17 protein-coding genes are annotated in these 18,249 nt (G+C 58.3%); 12 read left to right on the forward strand and 5 right to left on the reverse strand.

Annotated elements, in window-relative coordinates; all coding sequences use genetic code 11:
* Positions 1-11 precede the first annotated feature (11 nt).
* From L379_RS16800 to L379_RS16770, 7 genes are all read left to right on the forward strand, one after another.
* Positions 12-2,195: a TonB-dependent receptor gene (locus L379_RS16800; protein ID WP_023296057.1), complete on the forward strand. Its 2,184-nt coding sequence runs from the start codon at positions 12-14 to the stop codon at positions 2,193-2,195.
* 127 nt (positions 2,196-2,322) lie between these two features.
* Positions 2,323-4,296, forward strand: a complete 1,974-nt coding sequence (locus L379_RS16795) for a PhoX family protein (RefSeq protein ID WP_032652868.1) — start codon at positions 2,323-2,325, stop codon at positions 4,294-4,296.
* Between the two features lie 102 nt (positions 4,297-4,398).
* A complete protein-coding gene (pheP, locus tag L379_RS16790) occupies positions 4,399-5,787 on the forward strand; it encodes a phenylalanine transporter (protein WP_017382559.1) in 1,389 nt (462 codons plus the stop codon).
* Between the two features lie 294 nt (positions 5,788-6,081).
* Positions 6,082-7,317, forward strand: coding sequence for an MFS transporter (locus tag L379_RS16785; RefSeq protein ID WP_032652870.1), 1,236 nt, complete (start codon positions 6,082-6,084; stop codon positions 7,315-7,317).
* Positions 7,318-7,332: 15 nt separating this feature from the next.
* Entirely contained in the window at positions 7,333-8,358 is a 1,026-nt protein-coding gene (locus L379_RS16780; RefSeq protein ID WP_023296060.1) for a sugar phosphate isomerase/epimerase family protein, read from the forward strand.
* The gene (locus tag L379_RS16775) at positions 8,351-9,493 is read left to right on the forward strand and encodes a Gfo/Idh/MocA family protein (RefSeq protein WP_032652872.1); all 1,143 of its coding nucleotides are present in this window, start codon (positions 8,351-8,353) and stop codon (positions 9,491-9,493) included. Before L379_RS16780 ends, L379_RS16775 begins: the two co-directional genes overlap by 8 nt.
* Positions 9,494-9,568: 75 nt before the next feature.
* The gene (locus tag L379_RS16770; protein WP_015571213.1) at positions 9,569-10,540 is read left to right on the forward strand and encodes a LacI family DNA-binding transcriptional regulator; all 972 of its coding nucleotides are present in this window, start codon (positions 9,569-9,571) and stop codon (positions 10,538-10,540) included.
* Here L379_RS16770 and L379_RS16765 read toward each other — a convergent pair whose 3' ends face one another.
* On the reverse strand, positions 10,541-11,785 hold the full coding sequence (locus L379_RS16765) for a mechanosensitive ion channel family protein (protein ID WP_015571212.1): 1,245 nt from the start codon (positions 11,783-11,785) through the stop codon (positions 10,541-10,543). It abuts the gene before it with no gap.
* A gap of 67 nt (positions 11,786-11,852) precedes the next feature.
* On the reverse strand, positions 11,853-13,289 hold the full coding sequence (locus L379_RS16760; protein WP_032652875.1) for an MFS transporter: 1,437 nt from the start codon (positions 13,287-13,289) through the stop codon (positions 11,853-11,855).
* Positions 13,290-13,396: 107 nt separating this feature from the next.
* Between L379_RS16760 and L379_RS16755 the strand changes: the two genes are divergently transcribed.
* Genes L379_RS16755 through L379_RS16750 form a run of 3 tightly spaced genes read left to right on the forward strand, consistent with a single transcriptional unit; the run spans position 13,397 to position 14,789 of the window.
* The gene (locus tag L379_RS16755; protein WP_006809723.1) at positions 13,397-14,266 is read left to right on the forward strand and encodes a helix-turn-helix transcriptional regulator; all 870 of its coding nucleotides are present in this window, start codon (positions 13,397-13,399) and stop codon (positions 14,264-14,266) included.
* Positions 14,267-14,314: 48 nt separating this feature from the next.
* Complete coding sequence (locus tag L379_RS26255) at positions 14,315-14,521, forward strand: hypothetical protein (protein ID WP_032652877.1); 207 nt, start codon at positions 14,315-14,317, stop codon at positions 14,519-14,521.
* Positions 14,502-14,789: a helix-turn-helix domain-containing protein gene (locus L379_RS16750; protein WP_015571209.1), complete on the forward strand. Its 288-nt coding sequence runs from the start codon at positions 14,502-14,504 to the stop codon at positions 14,787-14,789. The genes L379_RS26255 and L379_RS16750 overlap by 20 nt, the downstream gene beginning before the upstream one ends.
* Positions 14,790-14,825: 36 nt before the next feature.
* On the opposite strand, the gene nfsB is transcribed toward L379_RS16750, so the two are convergent.
* From nfsB to L379_RS16735, 3 genes are all read right to left on the reverse strand, one after another.
* On the reverse strand, positions 14,826-15,479 hold the full coding sequence (gene nfsB, locus L379_RS16745; protein ID WP_032652880.1) for an oxygen-insensitive NAD(P)H nitroreductase: 654 nt from the start codon (positions 15,477-15,479) through the stop codon (positions 14,826-14,828).
* A 120-nt stretch (positions 15,480-15,599) separates the two neighbouring features.
* The gene (locus L379_RS16740) at positions 15,600-15,968 is read right to left on the reverse strand and encodes an MmcQ/YjbR family DNA-binding protein (RefSeq protein ID WP_003858883.1); all 369 of its coding nucleotides are present in this window, start codon (positions 15,966-15,968) and stop codon (positions 15,600-15,602) included.
* Complete coding sequence (locus L379_RS16735) at positions 15,958-16,548, reverse strand: TetR/AcrR family transcriptional regulator (protein ID WP_003858882.1); 591 nt, start codon at positions 16,546-16,548, stop codon at positions 15,958-15,960. Before L379_RS16735 ends, L379_RS16740 begins: the two co-directional genes overlap by 11 nt.
* Positions 16,549-16,739: 191 nt before the next feature.
* Here L379_RS16735 and L379_RS16730 point away from each other — a divergent pair, with 191 nt between their 5' ends.
* Positions 16,740-17,843: a RomA family MBL fold metallo-hydrolase gene (locus tag L379_RS16730; protein ID WP_032652883.1), complete on the forward strand. Its 1,104-nt coding sequence runs from the start codon at positions 16,740-16,742 to the stop codon at positions 17,841-17,843.
* Positions 17,844-17,875: 32 nt separating this feature from the next.
* Positions 17,876-18,217, forward strand: a complete 342-nt coding sequence (locus L379_RS16725) for a RamA family antibiotic efflux transcriptional regulator (protein ID WP_032652885.1) — start codon at positions 17,876-17,878, stop codon at positions 18,215-18,217.
* Positions 18,218-18,249 lie beyond the last annotated feature (32 nt).

Here is an 18,249-nt window from a genome sequence, read left to right on the forward strand (position 1 = left end):
AAGAGCTCATTATGAACAACACCACAATGCACAAAACGCTGCTGGCGATTGCCATCGGCGCGGTTACACACTCCGCTTTTGCGGCGGATGAGAAAAAAGAGGACACCATCGTGGTCCAGTCCACGGCGGGGAGTGATTTCAAACCCGGTGGTGACCAGCTGCTTCCAGCCTTCCTCGACGGCCAGGTGGCGAACGGCGGGCGCATGGGTATGCTCGGTCAGCAGAACGCCATGGACGTGCCGTTCAACATCATCAGCTACACCTCGAAGCTGGTGGAAGATCAGCAGGCAAAAACCATTGCTGACGTGGTTGCCAACGACGCGGGCGTGCAATTTGTTCAGGGTTACGGCAACAGCGCGGAAACCTTCCGCATTCGCGGCCTGAAGTTTGACGGCGACGATATGACCTTTGGCGGATTGTCCGGGGTGCTGCCGCGTCAGGTGGTGGATGCCCAGATGGTCGACCGTATCGAGATCTTCAAAGGGGCCAACTCCCTGATGAACGGCGCCGCAAGCTCCGGCGTGGGCGGGATGATCAACCTTGAGCCCAAACACGCGGGCGACACCCCGCAGGCGAAAGTGGGCGTTGACTACACCTCGGATTCCCAGATTGGCACCACGCTGGATGCGGGTCGTCGCTTTGGTGATAACGACCAGTTTGGCGCGCGCGTGAACCTCGTGCATCGCGAAGGCGAAACCGGCGTGCCGAACGACCGCCGCCGCACCACGCTGCTCTCCACCGGCCTGGATTACAAAGGCGACCGCTTCCGCACCTCGCTGGACCTGGGCTACCAAAAAAAAACCTTCCACGGCAGCCCAACCAGCGTCAACATCTCGGCGGTGGACTTTGTGCCTGAACCGCCGAAGAACGATCGTAACTTCTCACAGAAGTGGGCCTACAGCGATATCGAAAACGAGTTCGGGATGTGGCGCAGCGAGTATGACATCACCGATAGCTGGACGGCATATACCGGTCTCGGCGCGCAGCACGCGCACGAAGAAGGGATCTACAGCGCGCCGAAGCTCCTCGATAAGAGCGGTAATGCGACGGTCAGCCGCCTTGATACCAACCGCATCAGCGATTCCGTCAGCGGCATGGCGGGCATTCGCGGTAACTTCACTACCGGCTTCGTCTCGCACAAGGTGAACGTCGGGTATTCGGCGATGACCAAAAACGAAAAAATCGCGTGGAAAATGTCGGCCGCGGCGGATAATCCGACCACCAACATCTACCACAACACCGGCGTGGCTATGCCGGACAGCAGCAACTTCAGCGGCTCTGGCGGCAAATACAGCGATCCGCTGACCAGCGGGCGCACCCGCACGCAGGGCTGGCTGCTGAGTGATACCCTGGGCGTGCTGGATGACAAGCTGCTGTTCACCGCAGGCGCACGTCATCAGAAAGTTGTCATCCGCGGGTACAACAAAATCACCGGCGCGGAAAACGACGCGGACGGTTTCGACGGCAGCCGCTGGATGCCAACCTACGGCGTAGTCTATAAACCGTGGGAGGAAATTTCCCTCTACGCCAACCACACCGAGGCGTTACAGCCCGGTGAAACTGCGCCGAACACTGCTACTAACTACGGCCAGAGCACCGGTATCGTGCACTCTAAGCAGAACGAAGTGGGCGTAAAGGCGGACTTTGGCCGCGTGGGCGGCTCCCTGGCGCTGTTTGAGATCAAAATGCCGTCGGCGATCCTTGACGACAGCGGTCACTACGGCCTGGATGCAGAACAACGTAACCGCGGCGTGGAGCTGAACGTCTTCGGCGAGCCAATGCTTGGGATGCGTCTGAATGCCAGCGCCACCTGGTTGCAGGCCGAGCTGACCAAAACCAAAAACGGCGTCAATCAGGGCAACGATGCGATCGGTATTCCGAGCTTCTACGCCGTGCTGGGCGCAGAGTACGATATCAAGCCGATTGAAGGCCTGACGGCGACCGCACGCGTTAACCACTCCGGCACGCAGTATGCCGATCTTGCGAACACCAAAAAGCTGGACAGCTACACCACGCTGGATCTGGGCATGCGCTATCGCTTCGCGGTGAACCACAATGAAAACCAGATGACCGTGCGGGCAGGCATCGACAACGTGACTAACGAGAACTACTGGTCAAGCGTGGACGATTCCGGTACTTACATCACTCAGGGCGAGCCGCGTACCTTTAAGGTCTCGGTTGGCTACGAGTTCTAAGCGTTCCACCTCGTTATCCGGGGCAGGGACGCCCCAATCCCTTCGTTGTCGTGTTATAAAATTGTAATAAAAGCTTCTTACACTGGTCGCCACATCCTTACCTCTTGGCCAATGACAGGAAGCCGCTATGGGCAGACCCCTCAAATCCGTATTTAAAACAGAACATCGCGACGATATCAGTAACCGCAGCGCTAACCCGGTATTCTCCGAGGTTGCAGAGGTGTTCCTCTCCCGCCGCCGTTTTCTCCAGATGGGGGCCGTAGCGGGGGCCGCCGTATCATTCCCGTATCTGATCACACCCGAAAATGCCATTGCCGCGGTATCGAAGCCTTCCGCGCTGGCAAAAGCGGTTTCCCTGGGCTTTACCAGCATCGACGTCTCCACGGAAGACACGGTCAGGGTGCCAGAAGGCTATATTGCCCGCCCGTTCTATCGCTGGGGTGATCCGACGGGAATCAAAGACAACATGCCGGCATTTAAGCCGGACGCCAGCAATACCACAGACGAACAGGCTGTGCAGGCGGGCATGCACCACGACGGCATGGCGTGGTTTAGCCTGCCGCAGGGGGGGCTAAATCCGGAGCATGGCCTGCTGGCGATGAACCATGAATACATTGATAACGGGATGCTGTTTACCGACGGCACGGCGAACTGGAGCCTCGACAAAGCCCGCAAGGGGCAGAATGCGATGGGCGTGTCGGTGGTGGAAGTGAAAAAAACGGGCAGCGGCTGGGAGGTGGTGCGTCCGTCTTCCTTCGCCCGGCGTATTACCGTCAATACGCCGATGCAGCTTACCGGCCCGGCGCGGCATCAGGATTTAATGAAAACCGCCGCCGATCCGCAGGGGGAACGCGTTCTGGGCACCATGCAGAACTGCGCCAACGGCCACACGCCTTGGGGCACCTATCTCACCTGCGAGGAGAACTGGTCGGACATTTTTGTGAAAAAAGCCGATCTCAATCCGCTGGAAAAACGCTACGGCATTAGCGACAGCGATGAGTCCTATCGCTGGAACGAGGTGGATGAGCGGTTCAGCGTCGATAAAACCCCTAACGAACCCAACCGTTTCGGCTGGGTGGTGGAGATCGATCCCTACAACCCGACCTCCACCCCGCGCAAGCACACCGCGCTGGGCCGCTTCAAGCATGAGGGGGCCGCCGTCACGCTCGCCGCCGATAATCGCGTGGTGGTCTACATGGGCGACGACCAGAAGTTTGAGTACATCTATAAGTTTGTCTCCGACAAAAAATACGATCCCGCGAACCGGGAAGCCAATATGCAGCTGCTGACGTCCGGCACGCTGTACGTCGCCAGGTTCAACCAGGACGGAAGCGGCGACTGGCTGCCGCTGATCTTCGGGCAAAATGGCCTGGATAAAAGCAACGGGTTTGAAAGCCAGGGCGATCTGCTGATCAAAACCCGCCTGGCGGCCGACGCGGTGGGGGCAACGAAAATGGATCGTCCCGAGTGGATTGCCGTCGATCCGCACGCCAGCGGCAGCGTCTACTGTACGCTCACCAACAACAGCGATCGCGGTAAAGAGGGGAAGGCACCGGTCGATGCCGCTAACCCGCGCGCCAACAACGTGTTTGGTCACATCATGCACTGGCACGAAGAGGGTGCCGATCCTGCCGCCGCACGCTTTAAGTGGGATATTCTGGTTATGGCCGGGCGTACCGACGGCGACGATCCGAAGGCCAAAGGCTCCATGCAGGGCGCGGCATTCGGCAGCCCTGATGGGTTGTCGTTCGATCACCAGGGCGTCCTGTGGATCCAGACCGACGTCTCCTCCAGCACCATCAATAAGAAAGCGTACGAGGGGATGGGCAATAACCAGATGGTCGCCACCATTCCGGGCACCAACGAGTATCGCCGTTTTCTGACCGGGCCGCGCGGATGTGAAATCACCGGCATTGCGTTTACGCCGGACAACCGCACGCTATTTATCAACATTCAGCATCCGGGGGAGGGCGGGGATGATATTACCGACCCGGCCAATCCGCGCGCTGTTTCCAACTGGCCAGACGCCAGCCCGAACGGGCGTCCGCGATCGTCAACGGTGGTGATTACCAAAGCGGACGGCGGGATCATCGGGTCGTGACGTTTATCCGCCGGGCGCATGCGCTGGCCCGGCGTTAAGCTTGCTACCACCAGCATGAAGTGTTAAAACGTGCCCCTTCTAAAAAAGAGACAGGGGTAGGGCGTGAAAGACGCGTCATCCGCTTCAGGCCATGGTAGCGCTGAAGCTTCGTCGGATCAGAGTCCGACGCTGCAACGTGGTTTGCAAAATCGACATATTCAGTTAATTGCCCTTGGCGGCGCGATCGGTACCGGGCTGTTTCTCGGCATCGGCCCCGCCATTCAAATGGCTGGCCCGGCGGTTCTGCTGGGTTACGCTATCGCCGGGATTATCGCCTTCCTGATCATGCGCCAGCTCGGCGAGATGGTCGTTGAAGAGCCGGTGTCCGGCTCCTTCGCACACTTTGCCTATAAATACTGGGGGCCGTTCGCAGGCTTCCTCTCCGGCTGGAACTACTGGGTGATGTTCGTGCTGGTGGGCATGGCAGAGCTGACCGCCGCTGGCATCTATATGCAGTACTGGCTCCCGGACGTGCCGACGTGGATTTGGGCCGCGGCCTTCTTCATCATCATTAACGCCGTTAACCTTGTGAACGTGCGCCTGTATGGCGAGACCGAGTTCTGGTTTGCGCTGATCAAGGTGCTGGCGATTATTGGCATGATCGGCTTTGGCCTGTGGCTGCTGTTCTCCGGTCACGGCGGCGAGCGTGCAAGCATCGACAACCTGTGGCAGCACGGCGGCTTTCTGGCGACCGGCTGGAAAGGGCTGATCCTGTCGCTGGCGGTCATTATGTTCTCCTTCGGCGGGCTGGAGCTGATTGGCATCACCGCGGCTGAAGCGCGCGATCCGCACAAAAGCATTCCGAAAGCGGTCAACCAGGTGGTGTACCGTATCCTGCTGTTCTATATCGGCTCGCTGGTGGTGCTGCTGGCGCTCTATCCGTGGGTGGAAGTGAAATCTGACAGTAGCCCGTTCGTGATGATCTTCCACGATTTGAACAGCAACGTGGTGGCTTCGGCGCTCAACTTCGTCATTCTCGTGGCGTCATTGTCGGTTTACAACAGCGGGGTTTACTCCAACAGCCGCATGCTGTTTGGCCTCTCCGTACAGGGCAACGCGCCGAAGTTCCTCACCCGCGTCAGCCGTCGCGGCGTGCCGATCAATTCGCTGTTCCTTTCTGGCGCTATCACCTCGCTGGTGGTGCTGATTAACTATCTGCTGCCGAAAGAGGCGTTTGGCCTGCTGATGGCGCTGGTTGTCGCCACGCTGCTGCTGAACTGGATCATGATCTGCCTGGCGCACCTTCGCTTCCGCGCGGCGATGCGACGCAAGGGGCGCGAGACCCAGTTTAAAGCGCTGCTCTATCCGGCGGGGAACTACCTCTGTATCGCCTTCCTCGGCCTGATTCTGGTGCTGATGTGCACCATGGATGAGATGCGCCTGTCAGCGATGCTGCTGCCGGTGTGGGTGGTGTTCCTGTTTATCGCGTTTAAGCTTTCACGCAAAAAGTAGCGCGGTTTTCTCCCTCTCCCTGTGGGAGAGGGCCGGGGTGAGGGCACCAGACCGCACCAAACCAGACCGCACCCGCCTTCACGCCCGGTGGCGCTGCGCTTACCGGGCCTACATGTTCGGGGACGTTATTTAGTAGGCCGGGTAAGGCGCAGCCGTCACCCGGCACCTCCCCTTCACCGTTATCGTGACTCCCCTCCCAATTCTGTTTTGATCCAGAGGATCTTTGTTTTGTAATCGATTACTTTTCATTTGAACGAATTTGTAATCGATTACTTTTTCCGGGTGAGGCTTATCATGGTGTCAACTGAGAGTAGTGAAAAGGCGATAACGCAACACCGGCTGCTGGTGCCGCGTCTGTCGCTGATGATGTTTCTGCAATTTTTTATCTGGGGTAGCTGGTCGGTCACGCTTGGCCTGGTGATGACTCAGCACAACATGTCTTTGCTGATTGGCGACGCGTTCTCTGCCGGACCCATCGCTTCCATTCTTTCGCCGTTCGTGCTCGGGATGCTGGTGGACCGCTTCTTTGCCTCGCAGAAGGTGATGGCGGTGATGCACCTCGCGGGCGCGGCGATCCTCTGGTTCGTGCCGGGGGCGTTGATTGCTGAGAACGGCGCGCTGCTGATTGGCCTGCTGTTTGGCTACACGCTCTGCTATATGCCGACGCTGGCGCTGACCAACAACATTGCGTTTCACAGTCTGGCGAACGTGGATAAAACCTTCCCGGTAGTGCGCGTGTTCGGCACCATCGGCTGGATCGCGGCGGGCATTTGCATCGGCGTCACCGGCGTGGCGTCCAGCGTCACCATCTTCCAGGTGGCGGCGGTCAGCTCCGTGTTGCTGGCGATCTACAGCCTGACGCTGCCGCACACGCCCGCCCCGGCGAAAGGCCTGCCGGTAAAGGTGCGGGATCTCTTCTGCGCGGACGCCTTCGCGCTGCTCAAAACCCGCCACTTCTTCGTCTTCTCCGTCTGCGCGATGCTGATCTCCGTCCCGCTCGGCACCTATTACGCCTACACCGCCTCGTATATGGCGGATGCCGGCATTGCCGACGTCAGCACCGCCATGTCCTTCGGGCAGATGTCTGAGATCGTCTTCATGCTGGTTATTCCTCTGCTGTTCCGCCGCCTGGGCGTGAAATATATGCTGCTGATCGGCATGCTGGCGTGGTTCGTGCGTTATGCCATGTTCGCGCTGGGCGTCAGCGAGGAGGGGCGCATTCTGCTGTATCTCGGCATTCTGCTCCACGGCGTCTGCTACGATTTCTTCTTTGTCGTCGGCTTTATCTACACCGACCGCGTGGCGGGCGAAAAGGTCAAAGGCCAGGCGCAGAGCATGATCGTGATGTTCACCTACGGTATCGGCATGCTGCTCGGCTCTCAGATTTCCGGCGCGCTCTACAACCGCCTGGTGGCAGGACAGACCGTGCCGCAGGCGTGGGTCACATTCTGGTGGATCCCGGCGGTGGCTGCCGCGGCGATCGCGCTAATTTTCCTTCTCACGTTTAAGTATGACGATGACAAGGCGTAACGTTCAGGAGGTGGTATGAGGACAATGAAAGGACCGGGCATTTTTCTGTCGCAGTTTATTGGCGGGGAAGCGCCCTTCAACACGCTCGACGGGCTGGCAGGATGGGCGGCGGGGAAGGGTTACAAAGCGGTGCAGATCCCCTGCAACCATCCGCATATCTTTGATGTGGAGAAAGCCGCAGAGAGTCAGGCCTACTGCGACGACATCACCGCCAGGCTGGCCGCGCATGGGCTGGTCATCAGCGAGCTGTCGACCCATCTGGAAGGGCAGCTTGTTGCGGTAAACCCGGTTTACAGCGAGGCGTTTGACCACTTCGCCCCTGCTTCCGTGCGCGGTAACGATGCGGCGCGACGGGCGTGGGCGACGGAGAAGCTGAAGCAGGCGGCGGTTGCCTCGGCCCGATTAGGCCTGAAAGCACACGCCACCTTCTCCGGATCGCTGGCCTGGCCGTTTTTCTACCCGTGGCCGCCGCACAACGAGCAGCGTTTTCAGGATGCATTCGGGGAGCTGGCAGCCCGCTGGCGGCCGATTCTGGATACCTTCGACGAGCAGGGCGTGGACGTCTGCTTTGAGCTGCATCCGGGGGAAGATCTGCACGACGGCGTCACCTTCGAGCGTTTTCTGGCGCTGGTCGATAACCATCCGCGCTGTAATATTCTCTACGATCCAAGCCATATGCTGCTCCAGCAGATGGACTATCTGACCTTTATTGATATCTACCATGCGCGCATTAAAGCGTTCCACGTGAAGGACGCCGAGTTCCGCCCCAGCGGGCGCAGCGGCGTCTACGGCGGCTACCAGCCGTGGATCAACCGCGCCGGACGCTTCCGCTCGCCCGGCGACGGACAGATCGACTTTAAGGGCATTTTCAGCAAGCTGACCCAGTACGACTACGACGGCTGGGCGGTGCTGGAGTGGGAGTGCTGCCTGAAGGATGGCGATACCGGCGCGAGTGAGGGCAGTGAATTTATCCGCCGTCATATCATCCCGGTTTCCGGACGGGCGTTTGATGATTTCGCCGCAGGGGGCAGCCATGATTAACGTCGGGATTATCGGCAGCGGGTTTATTGGCCCGGCGCATATCGAGGCGCTCAGGCGTCTCGGGTTTGTGCAGGTGGTCGCGCTCTGTGACGGCTCGCTCGTTAAGGCGCAGGAAAAGGCGCACCAGCTCAATGTGCCGCACGCCTGTGCCAGCGTGGAGGAACTGCTCGCGCTCCCTAATCTGCACGCGGTGCACAACTGCACGCCGAACCACCTGCACGCGGAGATTAACTGCCAGATCCTGCGTGCGGGCAAGCACGTGTTTTCCGAAAAGCCGCTGTGCATGACGCCGGACGAGGCGCGCGAGCTGGTGGCGCTGGCGGAGCAGGCAGGCGTGGTGCATGGCGTGAGTTTTGTCTATCGCCAGTTTGCGATGGTGCGCCAGGCGGCGAGCATGATGCGTGCGGGCAGCCTCGGGCGGCTGTTTGCTTCGCACGGCAGCTATTTACAGGACTGGATGCTGCTGGAAACCGACTACAACTGGCGGGTGGATGCCGCGCTCGGCGGCGCGTCGCGGGCGGTGGCGGATATCGGCTCCCACTGGTGCGATACGGTACAGTATGTGACCGGCAGGCGTATTACCGGGGTGATGGCTGATTTATCCACCGTCTGGCCGACGCGCAAGGCCAGCGCGGGCGGTCATCAGACCTTCTCCCATGACGAGCAGGCGGAGTATGAAGACAAACCGGTCACCACCGAAGACTTTGGCTCGGTGCTGTTCCGCTTTGACGACGGCAGCAAGGGCAGCTTTAGCGTCTCGCAGGTGAGCGCGGGGCGAAAAAATCGCCTGACCTTTGAAATTAACGGCAGCGAGCAGTCGGTGGCGTGGGATCAGGAAATCCCGCAGCAGCTGTGGGTCGGCCATCGCGCCAGGGCAAACCAGATACTCTGCGACGATCCGGGCCTGATGAACCGTGACGTGGCCGACAGCGCCCACTTCCCCGGCGGGCACATTGAAGGCTGGCCGGATGCCTTTAAAAATATGATGGCGCAGTTTTACCGTGCCGTGCAGGCGGGCGCGATGCCGGATAATCCGCAGTTTGCCACCTTCCACGATGGCGCCTGTGTGATGTATATCATTGATGCGATTATGAAAAGTCATCAGCAGCAGCGCTGGGTGCGCGTGGAATACTGACGCATTGCCCGGTTCGCCGGGCAATCAATTTATGGTAGCCTGCACAAAACGCTAACCGCAGGATGTATCGTCGCTATGTCAATTCAGAAAATCGCTCAACTGGCCGGGGTATCCGTAGCAACGGTCTCCCGCGTACTGAATAACAGCGATACCGTGAAGGCGAAAAACCGCGAGCGCGTTTTGCAGGCGATCCAGGAGAGTAACTATCAGCCCAATCTGCTGGCGCGTCAGCTGCGCACTGCCCGCAGCTATATGATCCTGGTGATGGTCTCGAACATCGCCAACCCGTTCTGCGCCGAAGTGGTGAAGGGCATTGAAGCCGAGGCAGAAAAGAACGGCTATCGCATTCTGCTGTGCAACTCCGGCTCGGATATTGAGCGCTCCCGCTCGGGCTTAAGCCTGCTCTCCGGCAAAATCGTCGACGGCATTATCACCATGGATGCGTTCTCGAAACTGCCGGAGCTGGCCGCGCTGATTGGCAACGCGCCGTGGGTGCAGTGCGCTGAATACGCCGATGCGGGCGCGGTCTCCTGCGTGGGGATTAATGATGTTGATGCCTCCCAGCACGTTGTCAGCCAGCTTGCCGACGGGGGACGCAAACGCATTGCGCTCATCAACCACGACCTCAGCTACAAATATGCCCGTCTGCGCGAGCGCGGCTATAAGAGCGTCATACACCTGCGGGATCTGGATTATCAGGCGGTGGAGTACGCCAGTGAGCTCAGCTCTGGTGCGGGCATGGCGGCGATGCAAAATCTGTTAAAAGCAAACCCGCCGGATGCGGTGTTTGCCGTTTCCGATACGCTGGCGGCGGGGGCGCTGCGCGCCATTCAGCAGGCAGGGCTGCGGGTGCCAGAAGATATCGCGGTGGTCGGCTTTGACGGCACTGAGCTGGCGGAGATGATTTCACTCACCACTATTGAACAGCCGTCGCGGGATATCGGGCGCAAGGCGGTCAATCTGCTGTTAAATAAGATCGACAACCCGGATGCGCCCACGGAAAGGGTCATGATGGACTGGCGCTTTATTTCCCGCGCCAGCTCCTGATTATCTGGCGATGACGCCAGCCAGCGAGCGAATATCGTTTCCGGTTGGCGACTGGTGAATACGCAGGCCAAATTCATCTACCACCGCGAAAATATGATCGAAGATGTCGGCCTGAATATCTTCGTATTCCGCCCAGATCACCGTGTTGGTAAAGGCATATATTTCAATCGGCAGCCCGTTGGCATCCGGCGCGAGCTGGCGCACCATCAGCGTCATATCTTTGCGAATGCGCGGGTGGTTACGCAGATATTCATTCAGGTAGGCACGGAAGGTGCCGATATTGGTCATCTTGCGCAGGTTTAATACCGATTCCCCTTCGCCGTTCTGCTGATTCCACAGGTTAATTTCCTCATGACGCGCCGCCAGATACGGCTTCAGCAGTTTCGCCTGAATCAGTTTCTGCTGCTCCTGCTCGTCGAGGAAATGAATGCTGGTGGTATCGATATTCAGGCTACGCTTGATGCGGCGACCACCGGAAGCGGACATGCCGCTCCAGTTGATGAACGCATCGGACACCAGCGCCCAGGTCGGGATGGTGGTGATGGTGTTATCGAAGTTGCGCACTTTAACGGTGGTCAGGCCGATGTCGGTCACCGTGCCGTTGGCGCCGTACTTCGGCATCTCCAGCCAGTCGCCGAGCTTGAGCATGTCGTTGGCGGAGAGCTGAATGCCCGCCACTAAGCCCAGTATCGGGTCTTTAAAGACCAGCATCAGAACGGCGGCCATCGCACCCAGGCCGCTTATCAGAATGGCGGGTGACTGACCGATCAGCAGGGAGATAATCAGTATCCCCACCAGAATGGCACTCACCAGCTTAACGCCCTGGAATATCCCCTTCAGCGGCAGCTGCGAGGCGGTAGCCATTTTCTGCGACAGATTGAAAATCACGTCCAGCAACGAGAAGAAGGAGAGCAGGGCATAAACCATCACCCACAATTTCGCGCAGGTGGTGAGTAATTCCGCCGCTTCGCTGCCTTTTTGCAGCCACAGAACCGCCTGAACGTTGACGATTATCCCCTGGAGGGTAAACGCCAGACGGTGAAATAATTTGTTCTGCGTAATGATCTGCAACCATAAATGGCTGCTGGCCTGGGCGCGTTTCTCGAATGCGCGCAGCACCACTTTGTGCAGAATAAAATGAACGATAATGGCCGTAAGAAAAATAATACCAAAGATAATCACTAAAGAGGTGGTGTGATTAATTTCAATCCCTAACTCTTCAACCTGAGCAATTAATTCCTGCATAACGTCTCCTGTATTGATGCAGCCCCATAATGGCGGCTGCGGATCTATTATGCAAATTCAGGCAGTTTTATTTTGTCGCCGGACAGGCCTTGACGACCGGTAAACACAGACGATGGCGCATACGCAGCGTGACCAGCGCCAGCACCACCATCATGGCCGTTTCCACCATCAGGAAGACGTTGACCGCCTGGGTGTAATCTCCGTGATGATTTTGCAGCCCGTGCAGCAAAATCGCGCCGAAAATGGCCGGGCCAAGCCCCAGCGCAGCCTGTTGCAGCGTGCTTAAAATCGCGCTCGCGGCCCCCGCGTCGTCAGGCTGAATATCGCGCATCCCGATACGGTAGAAGCTGTTTACAATCAGCGCCTGCCCGTAACCCACCAGCCCGGTGGCCGGGGCCAGCGTCAGCGCGGTATTCTGCATTCCCCAGTGACGGAACGTGGCGATCAACGCCACCAGGCCGACAAGCTGAATCGCAAGCCCGGTCAGCAGGATGGCGCTGGTGCTGTAGCGGGCAATCAGGCGTGGGGCGAACCAGGCAGAAATAAAATAGGTGACGCCAAGCGCGATAAAGCTATTCCCGGACTGCCACGGCGCCATCCCCAGACCGCTTTGCATGGTCAGCGCCATACAGAACATGAACCCGGACCAGACGCTGAAAAAGAGTATCCCGATCAGCACGCCAAAGCGGATGCTGCGCAGCTGCAACAGGCGCGGCGCGATAAGCGGGTGGGCATTCTCACGCTCTTTTTTGCGCGCGTTCAGCACCATCAAACAGGCCAGCGGCACAATCGCCAGCAGTGCGGCCTTCAGCGGCCACGACCAGTGCCACTGCGGGCCGAGCGCCATCGGGAACAGCAGACAGCACAGTATTACCGTCAGCAGGACAGTCCCGGTCCAGTCAATGCGCGACGGCGTGTCGCGGCGGGTTTCCGGCACGTAGCGACGGCTCAGCGCCAGCACCACCAGACAAATCGGCACGTTGATAAAGAAGGCGTTGCGCCAGCCCAGCCCGGCGATGTCCGCCGACACCAGCCAGCCGCCACCCATCTGGCCGACGATAAACGCAATTCCGCCGATACCCCCGAACAGGCTGATCGCTCTGGCGTGTGCCGTTCCTTTTAACGTCACATGCAACGTCGCGAGAATTTGCGGCATGATCAGCGCGGCGCCCGCACCCTGCATAATGCGCGCGCCAAGCAACTGTTCGATATTTCCTGCCATGCCGCACAGCAGCGAGGCCAGGCCAAAACACGCCACGCCCCACATAAACAGGCGACGGCGGCCAAGGTTATCGCCCAGCTTGCTGCCGGGGGCCAGGCAGACGGCAAAGGCCACGCCGTAGAGGGCGACGATCAGCTCCAGTTCGGTGGCGGTGGCGTGTAACGAATGGGTGATGGAATCCAGCGCCACGTTGGTGATTGAGGTATCAATCAGCGGCAGCATCTGGCCGGTTAACAGCAGTATCAGGCCCGCACGACCCGGTGAAACAACTGACGTATTCATGGTGACTCCATTGCGTCAAACAGCGTAGAGTCGTAGCATCAACCATCTGATAAACGGGTACCAGTTCTTGCTTATACTGGTACTGACACTACCATGCAGGAGATGTTATGGCGCTGATGTCTGAACCTGTCACCTCTCTCCAGGATGACACCCGCAAGCAGCTGGGCGCGTTTTTGCGTGCCCGGCGCGAAAGCCTTGATCCGCAGCGCCTCGGCTTGCCGCGCAGCGGCCGCCGCCGCACGCCGGGCCTGCGCCGGGAGGAGGTAGCGATGCTCGCGGATGTCGGGGTGACCTGGTACACCTGGCTGGAACAGGGCCGGGACGTCAATCCGTCCAGCGCGGTGATGGCCGCCATCGCAAAAGCGCTGCAATGCACCCCGACCGAAGCCCGTCATCTTTTTGTTCTCGCCGGGTTGCCGCCGGGTGAAGCCCCGCAGGCGGTGTGTTGCGAGGGGATCAGCGAAGGCACGCGTCGCCTGCTGGATACCCTGCTGCCGAAACCCGCCAGCATTCAGAAACCCAATTTCGATATCGTGGCGTGGAACGACAGCTTCGGCCACCTGATGGGCGTCGATTTCAACGCCATCCCGCCGGAAGATCGCAACTGTATTTACCTGTTCCTCACCCATCCGGCGTGGCGCGCGCGGCTCGGCAAACGTGACGACGTGCTGCCGATTTTCGTCTCCTACTTCCGCGCGGCCATGGCTGAGCACCGTGGCGACCCGCTCTGGGAAGCGAAGCTGGCGCGTTTTTTTGCGGTGTCCGAAGAGTTTAAAACCCTGTGGCACCAGCGTAACGACGTGCGCGGCGTGGAGAACCAGCTCAAGCTGTTCACCCATCCCGAGCTGGGGGATTTTCATCTCCAGCAGATGTACTGGTACTCCGCCCCGCGAAACGGATCGCGGCTGCTGGTCTATTTACCCGTGGATGAGGCAGGGGAGAGGGCGATGGCGTGGCTGGCGGAGCAGGGGAAATAAGTTTTTTGCGAGGGGCTTTGAGGGAATCAACGCGTGACTTAGCCTTTAATGCAAATTGCCTTATATGCTAATATCAGGGAGCCTTTTTCTGCCTTCAGGAGTACAGGTGAAGCTGACCGCCAGCTTGATAAATTTCTCGCTAACCCGACGGCGATGGGGATATTTATCAAGAAGACGCAAAAAACGCCCTCTGCTGAACTCCGTCTGGCACTGAAACGACAACACGAGATGTTGGATGAGCAAAAAGATTATTGACTGGGACGAACTCAGAGCTGAACTGTTAAGCGATTCAGAAGTTCAGGCTTCCTTTGATGCAGAAGAGCGCAAGGAACGCCTGCGGGAGATGCTGGCGCAATGGCGCAATCATGCTGGTCTGACGCGCGCCCAGGTGGCGGAGCGGATGGGCGTCAGCGCACCGACGGTATCACGAATGGAAGCAAATATTACCCGGGCGAGTCTCGATACATTAACGCGTTATGCGCTGGTGTGCGGGGTAAAGCATCCGCAGATAACGCTTTACTGAAAACGGGCACGCCGATAGCCGGCGTGCCAGAAGCGCTTAGCATTCAGTCACAATCGTGCTCAGCGGCAGGCGAGATTTCGGCAGCGTGGCGTTGAAATCTTCCACGCTGTGATGCCCGACCGGGACCACCACCAGGCTGGTGAAGCCTTTCTCTTTCAGGCCAAACTCTTCGTCGAGGATCGCGGCGTCAAACCCTTCGATGGGTACCGCATCCAGGCCCATCGCGGCCACGCCCAGCAGGAAGTTGCCGACGTTCAGGTAAACCTGCTTCGCCATCCACTGGTCGTCATCTTTCAGATCCACGCGGTGCATGTCGGCAAAATAGCAGCGGCCTTTGTGGTTCGCGGCTTTTGCTTCTGGCGTGGCGAAACGGCCGTCAGCCTCTTCCTGATCGACAACGCGCTCAAGCCAGGCATCGTCCATCGCGGTTTTCGCGCAGAACACCACCACGTGAGAGGCATCCAGCATTTTGCGTTCGTTAAACACATAGGTGCCCGCCGCGGATTTTGCCACGCGCGCTTTACCCTCTTCAGTGCTGGCAACAATAAAGTGCCACGGCTGGGAGTTGGTGCTGGACGGGCTGTATTGCAGCAGCGTTTTGATTTTTTCCGCTTCTTCTGCGGTCAGTTTTTTGGTTGGGTCGAACGCCTTGGTAGAGTGGCGTTTCAGGGCGACAGAAATAATATCCATAACAACTCCTGGTGATGAAATTCGCCCGCGGGCGGGCGTGAAAGGAAAGCAGATTACCGCGCGAAGCGGGAAAAGATAAGTGCGATTCGAGCGCTTATTCTGTTCGTCTGAGACGAACAATCAGGCTGGCCGAATCCACTTCTGATCTTTTTTCGGCAGTTTATCAACGACCAGATTCCACGAATCCGTAATCAGGTCGGTGACCAGTTCAGGCGTGATGTCGTCCGTGCCATAAAGTGAGATCCAGTGTTTTTTATTCAGATGGTAACCGGGCTCCACGCCACGGTAGATCTGCTGATTGAGCAGCGATTTTTCCGGATCGGATTTCAGGCTGACGTGGGCCCGACCGTGTGCGGTCGCCATCAGCATAAAAATTTTCCCGCCCACCTTAAACACGTCATACTCCGGGCCAAACGGCCAGCAATGTTCGGTAAAAGGCATCTCCAGCGCGACGCGTCTGGCATGTTCCTGCAAGGATTTACTGTCCATGGTTATCTTCCTCAGCAAGCCCGCGCCACATGGCTTCAAAGCCCAGCGCTTTAAAATCGACGGCACGGGACGGATCGCGCGCGGCAAACTCCATGGTGGTTTCAGCCAGCGATAAGAACATTGCATCACCGAAGGTCTTAAACTCGTCAGACATAAACACCGGGCGGATCGAACGACGACATAGTTCATGCAGTTCCGGGAACATGTCTTTCACCGCCTGCTCGGTTTCGGCGTTCAGCTTTTCACTGACGCCAATCTGGCGGATAGCCGCATGCGCCAGGGGGTTACGAATGCCCCAGTCTACATAGCTGTTCCAGATATTGCGGGTATGCTCTTTTGGCTCGGTGATGGTGCGATCGAGATTCGCCAGCATGGTCTGGCAGAGATCCTGCTTCAGATGCAGGTAGAGGGCATTCAGCAGATCGTCTTTGGTAGCAAAGTAGCGAAACAGTGTCCCTTCAGCGACGCCCGCATTACGGGCAATTAACGCCGTTGAGGCGGCAATACCTGACTGCGCAAACGCAGCCGTTGCTGCTTCCAGTAAGGCCTGTTTTTTATCTTCACTCTTCGGACGTGCCACTAAATTTTTCCTCCCGTCAATTGTAAAAGCCCTGATTGAAACACGAGCCTTGATACGCTGCAACGCGGAATGTCAAAGAACGAAAACCTTCTTGACGGCGTAATCATCCTATCTATAATGAGTGCTTACTCACTCATAATCAAGTGTCACCCGCGCAAACCATCGGATGGGGCGCGTAGGCGGGTCAGGAAATGAAAAAGCCTCTATTCATCTGCGTGGTGTTAGTCATGATTATTGCTTCAGCTGCCAGTTTACCGTTTGTACTTAATGCCGGATTTGGCCAGCCACCGCAGGGTGCGCAGCTCTCTGAAGTGGAAGCCTCTCCGCACTATCGCGACGGGCAATTCCATAACACGCTCCCTACGCCGGGCTTTACCGGGCAACAAAATAAGCTGGTGGCGTGGTGGCAGTTCCTTACCCGTAAAACCGAAAACGCCCGTCCTGCGCAGCCGCTGCCGCTGGTGAAAACCGATCTGGCGAGCCTGTCGCCTGAACAGGACACGCTGGTGTGGCTCGGCCACTCCTCCTGGTATATGCAGCTGGCGGGGAAACGCATCCTGATCGATCCGGTTCTGAGTAGCTACGCCGCACCGTTCTCCTTCCTCAATAAAGCGTTTGCGGGGGAGTACCCGTGGCGTGCGGAGAGCATGCCGGAGATCGACCTGCTGATTATCTCCCACGATCACTATGACCATCTGGATTACGCCACCATCAAGGCGCTGCTGCCGAAGGTTAAGCGCGTGGTCACCCCGCTGGGCGTGGGGTCGCATCTGCGCTACTGGGGGATGAACCCGGAGATTATCGACGAGCGGGACTGGAACCAGTCGGTGCATATCAGCGATACGCTGACGGTGCACGTTCTGCCGGCGCGCCATTTTTCCGGGCGCGGCATTAAGCGTAACCAGACCCTGTGGGGCAGCTTTATGTTTGTCACCCCAGAGCGAAAGGTCTACTACAGCGGAGACTCCGGTTACGGCCCGCACTTCAAAGCGATTGGCGAGCAGTTTGGCGGAGTTGACTTAGCCATCATGGAAAACGGCCAGTACGACCAGGACTGGAAGTACATCCATATGCATCCGGCAGAAACGGCGCAGGCCTCGGCAGATCTCAATGCCAAAGCGGTCGTACCGGGACATAACGGGCGTTTTGTGCTGGCGAAACATACCTGGAACGATCCACTGATCCAGCTGGCGAAAGCCAGTAAGGATAAAAACTACCGGCTGCTGACGCCGGAGCTGGGCGAGCCCGTGCGGGTGAGTGATACCACGCAACAATTTCGCGAGTGGTGGGAATAATGTTTAAGCGAGAAGCAGAGGGGGAGAGCAGTATGACGATTTCCGCTCAGGTCATTGATACGATTGTCGAATGGATTGATGACAATCTACACCAGCCGTTACGCATCGAAGAGATTGCCCGCCATGTGGGTTACTCAAAATGGCATTTACAGCGGCTGTTTATGCAGTACAAAGGCGAAAGTCTGGGGCGCTACATCCGCGAACGCAAGCTGCTGATGGCGGCGCGCGATCTGCGTGAGTCAGACGAGCGCGTGTACGATATCTGCCTGCGCTACGGGTTTGACTCGCAGCAGACGTTTACCCGCATCTTTACCCGCACCTTCAACCAGCCGCCCGGGGCGTATCGCAAAGAAAACCACGGTCGGGCGCACTGAAAAACATCCCCTCACCCCGGCCCTCTCCCCTT

The organism is Enterobacter sp. MGH 33 (assembly GCF_000534535.1).
Classification (GTDB): Bacteria; Pseudomonadota; Gammaproteobacteria; order Enterobacterales; family Enterobacteriaceae; genus Enterobacter; species Enterobacter hormaechei_C.